Origin of the sequence: Streptantibioticus ferralitis (genome assembly GCF_029223525.1) — a bacterium.
GTDB classification, from domain to species: Bacteria; Actinomycetota; Actinomycetes; order Streptomycetales; family Streptomycetaceae; genus Streptantibioticus_A; species Streptantibioticus_A ferralitis.
Window position 1 is genome coordinate 165,460 of the sequence record NZ_JARHTQ010000018.1, and the last position, 7,283, is coordinate 172,742.

The following is a 7,283-nucleotide window of genomic DNA, read 5'->3' on the forward strand; positions in this document are numbered from 1 at the left end:
ATCTGGAGAAGTATTGGATCTTCTTTACACCTGTTCAATAAGGTGCGCGCACGCCAGCGGCTCCCAGGGATCCCCCAGGAGCCGCTGTGCTTTTGAGTCGCGCGACTACGAGATGTAGACGCTGAATCCGTCCCGGTTCAAGATGCGGTCTTTTCCGTACCAAACCACCAGACTTCCCCCCGCGCTGCGGTTCTGGGAAGCGTTGACGTACCTGACGAAGAAGTTACCGTCGCCGACTCCGGCCCCCTCCCATGACGAGGCGAACGGGTACTCGCACAGTCCTGGTTCGCTGCCTTCGGCAGGCTCTCGCACGCACGGTCTTTGCTTGGCTGTTCTTCTTGTACTGGTCCGCAGCGTTGGCGTCGTAGCCGGGGTAAAGGCGGTGGATCCCACTGGGCGGGTTGAGGAGGAAGTTCCCGGGGATGACTTTGCCAGTCTTCTTCGGCGCAGTGGAGTTGGGTCATTCAACGCCGTGTAGATATGGTCGGCCACCTCCTTCACCTTGGGATCAGACCTGCTGTAGTGGATGAAGGGGGTGACCCGGTCGAAGATGGCGCCAGCGTTGGCCTTCCCCTACACGGCTCCGACCGAGGAAGCCGCCCTGGATCGGTTCGCTGCATTCGCCGACGCATGAGGCAAGAAGTACCCGGCAATCGTGAGGCTGTGGGAGAGCGCCTGGGAGGAGTTCACCCCGTTCCTCCGCTTCGAAAGCGAGATCCGCCGCATCGTGTGAACGACGAATGCGATCGAGTCGATGAGCGTGCGGATCCGTCGAGCGGTCAAGGCCCGCGGTCACTTTCCCAACGAGCAAGCCGCGTTGAAGTGCGTCTACATGGCGATCATGTCCCTCGACCCCACCGGCAAGGGCCTAGCCCGCTGGACCAGCCGATGGAAGACCGCCTTGAACGCCTTCGACATCACCTTCGACGGCCGCCTCTCAGCAGTCAATCAGCAACTCCAACCACCCTGGTCACACCGTTCGTTTGACAGGCCCGCTGCGCGAGGCGTTGCCCTCCCGAATCTGCGTTCTCGTCAGACGAAGAAGGTGTTCATGCCGGGGACGTCGGACAGGTAGCTCTCAATGTGGGCGATTTTGCCGTCCCGCAGGCGGCAGACGGTGCTCACGTACTCGTCCAGGACCGCGTCCGGGCGCTGGGCGGTGTTGTGCTGTGACAGGGCCATGTTCTCGCGGCTGACCAGAACGTTCAGCAGTTTGAAGGAGAGGCCGTAGGAGGCGACCTTCTGGGCGCGCTCGACCATGGCGTCCGCGCCGACGACGACGCCGCTGACGGTGTTGTCGCCTGGCAGGGTCCAGGTGGCGTCGTCGTGGAGCATGGACCGGATGGTCACCCAGTCGCCGGTGACGAGCGCGGCATGGAAGCGCTGGCCGAGGTCACGGGCAGTGGTGGTCATAGCAGTTCCCTAATCTGTGAGGCGGTCCGGGAGGACCGGGTATGGCTGATGGCAGGTTGCGCTTGAGCGCTGGGAAGGAATGGCCGCCCGGTTCTCCGGGACGCTTCGACCGCTGATTGAGAAGTGCGGACATCGCTGGTTGGGGACCCGACGGCGGAGCGTTCCCCTGGGCCGAAGCCGACCGATCGACAAGATGGGAGCGCGAAGTTGGACGAGTCTCGCCGGGGCGGCTGTGGGTGGGCATCGACGCGGGCAAGGGCCATCACTGGGCGGTGGCCGTGGACGGTGAGGGCCACCCGGTGCTCTCGAAGAAGGTGGTCAACGACGAGGCGGAGATCCTCGAGCTGCTTACCGCGGTGCGCGAGGCGGCCGACGTGGTGGCCTGGGCGGTGGATCTGACCAGTGCCGCGGCGGCGTTGCCGCTGGCGGTGCTCGCGCACGGCCAGGAGGTGCGCTACGTCCCGGGGCGGGCGGTGAACCGGATGTCCGGGATCTCCCGGGGCGGACCGCTTCTTCGCCCCGACGGGCTGACCGGGCCTCAGCGGGCGACCCGCGGCCCCACGACGTCGGTGAGCGCGCGGGCCGGACGACCGGTGAGGTCCGGCACCACCGAGGTGACCCGGGCGAGGTGGCCCGCGCGGGCGGCCGCGCCGAACGAGGTGAGCATCGGGACGACGGCCTCCGGGACCCCGCCGCCGCGCAGCTGCGCCGCGAAGACGGCGTCGTCGAGGTCGACCAGCTCGATCTCGCGGCCGCCGAGGCGACCGGCCAGCGCCGCGAGGTCCGCGGCCGTCCAGGCCTCGGGGCCGGTGACGTCATAGATGCGCTCCTCGTGCCCGTCCTGGGTGAGCACTCCGACGGCGGCCGCGGCGCAGTCGTCGCGGGATACGTACGACGTCGCCCCCGCGCCACTGTTGGACACCAGCCGACCGGACGCGATCGCCTGTTCGATCACCGGTATCGGGATCTCGGCGTACAGGTTGTTGCGCAGGAAAGTCCACGCCAGGCCGCTGTCGCGCAGAACCTGCTCCGTGCGGGCGTGGTCGTCGACCTTGGCGGCCGGGTTGGCCGGTACCGGCTCGACCACCGAGGTGTACGCGACGTGCCGCACCCCGGCGGCCCGCGCGGCCTCGATCGCCGCGCGGTGCTGCTCCACCCGCTCCACCCCAGTGATCGACACCAGCAGCAGCCGGTCGATCCCGGCGAAGGCACCGACGAGCGACCCGGGAGCGGCGAAGTCGGCCCGTCGGACCTCGGCCCCGCGCTCGGCTAGGTCGGCGAGCGACTCGGGGCGACGCGTGGCCAGCACGACCTCGCGCGCTTCCACGCTCTCCAGCAGCAGCTCGGCGGCGGCGCGCCCCAGGCCACCGGACGCGCCCGTGATCCCGATCATGACGACTTCCAATCATTCGATCGTTGTCGAATTATCATACGCTGGAGGCTAGCGTACGATTTGATGAGCGTCAAAGATTCGAGAGGAGACGATGGATGCCCCGCACGCTGCCTGAACCCTCGGTCGACTCCTTCGACCTCACCGTCATCCTCAGCGCACTCGCTGACCCCGGCAGGCGGGCGCTGATGACTGCGCTCTTTCGCAGCTCGGAACCCGTCGACTGCGCCGTCATCGTCGAAGAGGCTGACCTCGGTCTGAGCAACCCGACCATTTCCCACCACTACCGCATCCTCCGCGAGGCAGGCTTGATCAGGTCGGTTGCAGACGGTCGCAAACGGATCGTCAGAGTGCGTCGCGAAGACATGGAGACGCGCTTCCCCGGCCTCCTGCAGGCGGTACTCGGGGGACACTGATGCGGCAACCAGTTGAGGGGCCTGCACGGAGGCGGGAGCGAACAACACCACCGGCCCCAGGCGGGGCGCCCGGCTCAGGCTGCCTGGCCGAAGCCGGTGGCGGCCAGGTCCCCGGCCGACCGCGCTGCTGACGGCTTCGGCACATCGCAGAGGGTCTCGCTCGTTCCTGTGCGCCCCACCAATGGCGACGCCAGCTTCCGCTGCGGCCAGATCCAATGTGTCGGCGAGGCTTGCGGGTGCCGATACATCATCCGCCCAGGTCGCGGCCTTGATCGGCGCTCTCCGGCCATGCCCGCGAGTCGCTTCGGAGTCTTCACGTGCTCAGGGCACTGGCGGCATGATGATCTGTCGTGCTGCTGCGCCTGGCCTACCTCGCCGCGACCAACACCCTCGCGCTGCTACGGCTCCTGCCGATGAGCGACAGGGACAAGGACATTGAGATCCTGGCGCCGCGGCACCAACTGCTGGTCCTGCAACGCCAGGTCGGCAAGCCCACGTTCACCGACACCGACCGCGCCGTGCTCGCCAGCCTGCTTGACCACCTCCCCACAGTCAAGCCGGGGCGCCTCCCGCTCCTGATCCGCCCCGACACGATCCTGCGCTGGCACCGCAACCCGCGAAAGTCCCATGCTCACCCGTTGGAAGCGATCACCATGCGCTCGGCCACCACCCGGGGGCGCGTCTACCGTCGGTGCGGCTGCCGCGACCAGCAGCGCAAGCAACTCGGCGCCCGCTGCCCCAAGCTCGCCGCCGACCCCGATCACGGCACCTGGACCTTCGCCGTCGGTCTGCCCTCCCCGCCCGGGCAAGCGCCACGCCATCCGCCGCGGCGGCTTCCCCACCCGGGGCGCCCCCACCACCATGCTTCGTCGCCTCCTCGAAGGCGAGAGCTGCGATCCCGGCCCTCGGCCACGTAAAGCTGGACGAGCTCGGCTGGCCGTCATGTAGGCAGCGCCATAAGGCTGAGCCGCACCCGACACGACGCCGGTCACCCCAGGGTCGGCCGGACGAGGTGGATAACTAGGTTTTCCACACAATCAGAAGAGTCGCCCGCCCTCATATTGCGGCCTCGAAACGTGCCCGGCCTGCCCGGGGGCGCGGGGAGGTCTCGACAACCCCCGCACCCGGGTGGGGGGTTGCCTGGGACGACGCCGTCACCAGGCGGCCGAACGGGTCGGCTCACCGACCCGTTCGGAGGATTGATGCACGTATCCCGTGCCTTGCGTTCGATCGTTGCCCTCGCCGCAGTGGGAGCGGCGCTGGTCGCCTCCCCGGCGTGGTCCGCCACGCCCGCCGCCAAAGCCGTACTCAAGCCGGCCGTCCACACGCAGGCTTCTCGGTCCCCAGACTCCGGCCCCGCGGTGCACCATGACACCTCACCACCGCTGCGTGAGCTGTCGCAGAGATCCAGACAGGTCCGGCCCGCCCCCCACTTCATGCCCCCACAAAGGTGCCGCACCCATCCCTCACCAAGGCCACCGGTCCCGGTCGGGTGGTGCAGAACCACAACGGCCGCCGGGGCCGGATCCGGTTGGGCGTCAGTTTCGAGGGCATCCGGGAAGGCGGGGGCGTCCCTCCTGACCCCAATGCCTCAGTAGGCTCCCGCCAGATCATGGAGATCACCAACTTCGAACTCGCGGTGTACTCCAAGTCCGGTGCCACGCTACTGGGACCGCTGACGACCCAAACCCTGTTCAGCGGGTTCGGCGGACCGTGCGAGTTCGCTCAGAACGCCTTCCTCGGGGACCCCGTAGTCCGCTGGGACTCCCTGGCCCACCGCTGGATCATCAACCAGTTCGCCCGCGACGACGTCACCAACACGAACCGACTGTGCGTGGGCGTCTCCCGCACCGCGGATGCCACCGGCGAGTACTACCGCTACGACTTCGGGTATCAAAACCTCCCCGACCACCCGAAGGTGGCGGTATGGCCGGACGCCTACTACGTGATCGCAACCGCCGCCGGGACGCTCTTCGAGGCGTGCGCCTGGGACCGGCACAGGATGCTGCGCGGAGCCGACGCCGACCAGCAGTGCTACACCCTCCCGGCATCGACCATCCCGCTCGGCTCGGACCTCGACGGCACCACCCCACCCCCGCGGGGCGAGCCCAACCTGCTGATCAACCTCGGTCCCACCGACGACACTCTGCAGTACTGGCGGTTCCACGTCGACTGGACAGACCAGACCCGCACCACCGTCACGGGCCCGCGGGAGCTGCGAGTGGCCCCCTACACCCGGGCCTGCGAGAGCACCGATCCCACCCAGTGCGTCCCCCAGGCCGGCACCACCCAGAAACTGGACTCGCTCTCCTACTCACCCATGTACCGGTTCGCCTACCGCAACTTCGGCGACCATCAGTCCCTGGTCTTCAACCACGCGGTCGACGCCCGCGGCGGCGTGGGCGTGCGCTGGTACGAACTGCGGCTGCACCACGGCCGACCGGTCGTCCACCAGCAAAGCACCTACGCTCCGGGACCCACCTACCGGTGGATGGGCTCCGCAGCCCAGGACAGGAAGGGCGACATCGCCCTGGGATACTCGCGATCGTCCTCCCAGGCCCACCCCTCGATCCGCATCACCGGACGCCTGGCGCATGACCCTCGGAACCTGACGACGTTCCACGAAACCACCGTATGGACCGGCGCAGGCTCCCAGACCGGGAGCAACCGCTGGGGTGACTACACCTCCATGGCGATCGACCCCGTGAACAACTGTACGTTCTGGTACACCAACCAGTACCAACCGTCCGATGGCACCGGAAACTGGAACACCCGTATCGCCTCCTTCCGACTCTCCGACTGCCACGCCCACCGTCACCACCATGGTCACCGTCACCACCACGGCCACCGTCACCACCATGGTCAGCGTCACCACCACGGCCACAGCCGCCAGCACGGCCACCACCGCCACGGGTGAAACCCTCAGCGGACGGCGCACCGCCGTCCGCCCTGAACCCGCCCTGCAAGCCGGGGACTGCGGCAGGACCGCCGCAGTCCCCGGGCCTTGGCGTCTTCGCCCAGCTCAAGCAGATCACGCTTGCCTCCTACGACCGGATCGTTGGGCTCGGGCTCGACCACCTGAAACCACACCGCAGCAGGAACGCATCCCGGGCCCTCACCGCCACGACAAGGGGGTACGCCCAGGCCAGACTGCGTGCAGCTCGACGAGCTCGGCCACCGCCACATCGCCGGCTTCGTTCATACTCAACTCACCCAAGGCCAAGGGAAAGTGACTCTCCATCGCTGCCTCGCGACCCTTTCCAGTGCCCTCGGCGACGCCGTCCGACAACGCCGCCTCCCCCACAACCCCGCACGCCCTGCCGTCCTCCCCCGACCACCAGCGCCCGAACGGCGCGTATGGACTCCGCAGGAAGCCGCGCAGTTCCTGCACTACTGCCACCACACCGACCCGCTCATCGCCGACCTGTGCGAACTTCTCATCGGCACCGGCATGCGCAAGGGCGAAGCCCTTGGCCTGCATTGGGCAGACGTCCATGTCGAGGAGGAGGTGCTTTACGTTCGCTGCACCCTCTCGGCCATCGACAACAACCGCCTCGTGCTCACCTCACCCAAGACCCGCAGCAGCAAGAACCGGGTCGCGAATTCTCCACGCGTCGCGGCAGCACTCAAGCGCCGCTCCATCGCTATCCGGAACTCGACTGGCAACTCCACAGGAAGCGCACCGGACGATCCGTGCGTCGGCCTGGTTTTCTGCCGCCCCGATGGCCGCCCACTACGCCCCGAACAGGTCCTCCACCGCTTCCGCAAGCTCGCCCGAGAGGCCGACGTTCCCGCATCACCCTGCACGACCTGCGCCACCTGGCCGCCACCCTCGCCATCAACGCCGGCGTCCCGCTCACCGTCGTCTCCAAGACCTTGCGGCACTCGACGCTCTCGACGACCGCGAACATCTACAGCCACCTGACCCAGCAGGCAGTCTCGACGACGGTCCAAATCTGACCCTTTGACAGCGTGTCAATCCTGACCCTTTTGTGGATTTTCATCTGATTCTTGGCCTTGGTGATCAAGGTCAGGAGGGAAGGGTGATTCCCGTGGAGGACTGG

At 67.6% G+C, this 7,283-nt stretch carries 6 protein-coding genes and 4 pseudogenes; 6 read left to right on the plus strand and 4 right to left on the minus strand.

Features of this window, described 5'->3' with window-relative positions; all coding sequences use genetic code 11:
* Positions 1-105: 105 nt before the first annotated feature.
* Positions 106-501: a NucA/NucB deoxyribonuclease domain-containing protein gene (locus P2L57_RS41165; protein WP_443732079.1), complete on the minus strand. Its 396-nt coding sequence runs from the start codon at positions 499-501 to the stop codon at positions 106-108.
* 73 nt (positions 502-574) lie between these two features.
* Between P2L57_RS41165 and P2L57_RS25170 the strand changes: the two are divergent.
* A pseudogene (locus tag P2L57_RS25170) lies at positions 575-943 on the plus strand (transposase); the annotation flags it as partial.
* A gap of 89 nt (positions 944-1,032) precedes the next feature.
* Here P2L57_RS25170 and P2L57_RS25175 read toward each other — a convergent pair.
* Entirely contained in the window at positions 1,033-1,413 is a 381-nt protein-coding gene (locus tag P2L57_RS25175) for a nuclear transport factor 2 family protein (RefSeq protein ID WP_275818336.1), read from the minus strand.
* 230 nt (positions 1,414-1,643) lie between these two features.
* Here P2L57_RS25175 and P2L57_RS25180 point away from each other — a divergent pair.
* A pseudogene (locus P2L57_RS25180) lies at positions 1,644-1,916 on the plus strand (IS110 family transposase); the annotation flags it as partial.
* Between the two features lie 35 nt (positions 1,917-1,951).
* On the opposite strand, the gene P2L57_RS25185 reads toward P2L57_RS25180, so the two are convergent.
* Positions 1,952-2,806: an SDR family oxidoreductase gene (locus P2L57_RS25185; protein ID WP_275818338.1), complete on the minus strand. Its 855-nt coding sequence runs from the start codon at positions 2,804-2,806 to the stop codon at positions 1,952-1,954.
* 95 nt (positions 2,807-2,901) lie between these two features.
* Here P2L57_RS25185 and P2L57_RS25190 point away from each other — a divergent pair, with 95 nt between their 5' ends.
* From P2L57_RS25190 to P2L57_RS25200, 3 genes and pseudogenes are all read left to right on the plus strand, one after another.
* Complete coding sequence (locus tag P2L57_RS25190) at positions 2,902-3,219, plus strand: ArsR/SmtB family transcription factor (protein WP_275818340.1); 318 nt, start codon at positions 2,902-2,904, stop codon at positions 3,217-3,219.
* A 350-nt stretch (positions 3,220-3,569) separates the two neighbouring features.
* Positions 3,570-3,857, plus strand: a pseudogene (locus tag P2L57_RS25195) (integrase); the annotation flags it as partial.
* An 812-nt stretch (positions 3,858-4,669) separates the two neighbouring features.
* Positions 4,670-6,136 (plus strand): hypothetical protein, encoded by a 1,467-nt coding sequence (locus P2L57_RS25200; RefSeq protein ID WP_275818342.1) that lies wholly within the window; start codon positions 4,670-4,672, stop codon positions 6,134-6,136.
* A gap of 198 nt (positions 6,137-6,334) precedes the next feature.
* Here the strand turns inward: P2L57_RS25200 and P2L57_RS25205 are convergent, their stop codons facing one another.
* A complete protein-coding gene (locus tag P2L57_RS25205) occupies positions 6,335-6,700 on the minus strand; it encodes a hypothetical protein (protein ID WP_275818355.1) in 366 nt (121 codons plus the stop codon).
* Between P2L57_RS25205 and P2L57_RS25210 the strand changes: the two are divergent.
* Positions 6,635-7,179: pseudogene (locus P2L57_RS25210) on the plus strand (site-specific integrase). The gene P2L57_RS25205 and the pseudogene P2L57_RS25210 sit on opposite strands and share 66 nt — an antisense overlap.
* Positions 7,180-7,283 lie beyond the last annotated feature (104 nt).

Coding starts and splice junctions, on each gene's coding strand:
- P2L57_RS25175 (WP_275818336.1), bottom strand. CDS start 1,413: ATGACCACCACTGCCCGTGACCTCGGCCAGCGCTTCCATGCCGCGCTC.
- P2L57_RS25185 (WP_275818338.1), bottom strand. CDS start 2,806: ATGATCGGGATCACGGGCGCGTCCGGTGGCCTGGGGCGCGCCGCCGCC.
- P2L57_RS25190 (WP_275818340.1), top strand. CDS start 2,902: ATGCCCCGCACGCTGCCTGAACCCTCGGTCGACTCCTTCGACCTCACC.
- P2L57_RS25205 (WP_275818355.1), bottom strand. CDS start 6,700: ATGCAGGCCAAGGGCTTCGCCCTTGCGCATGCCGGTGCCGATGAGAAG.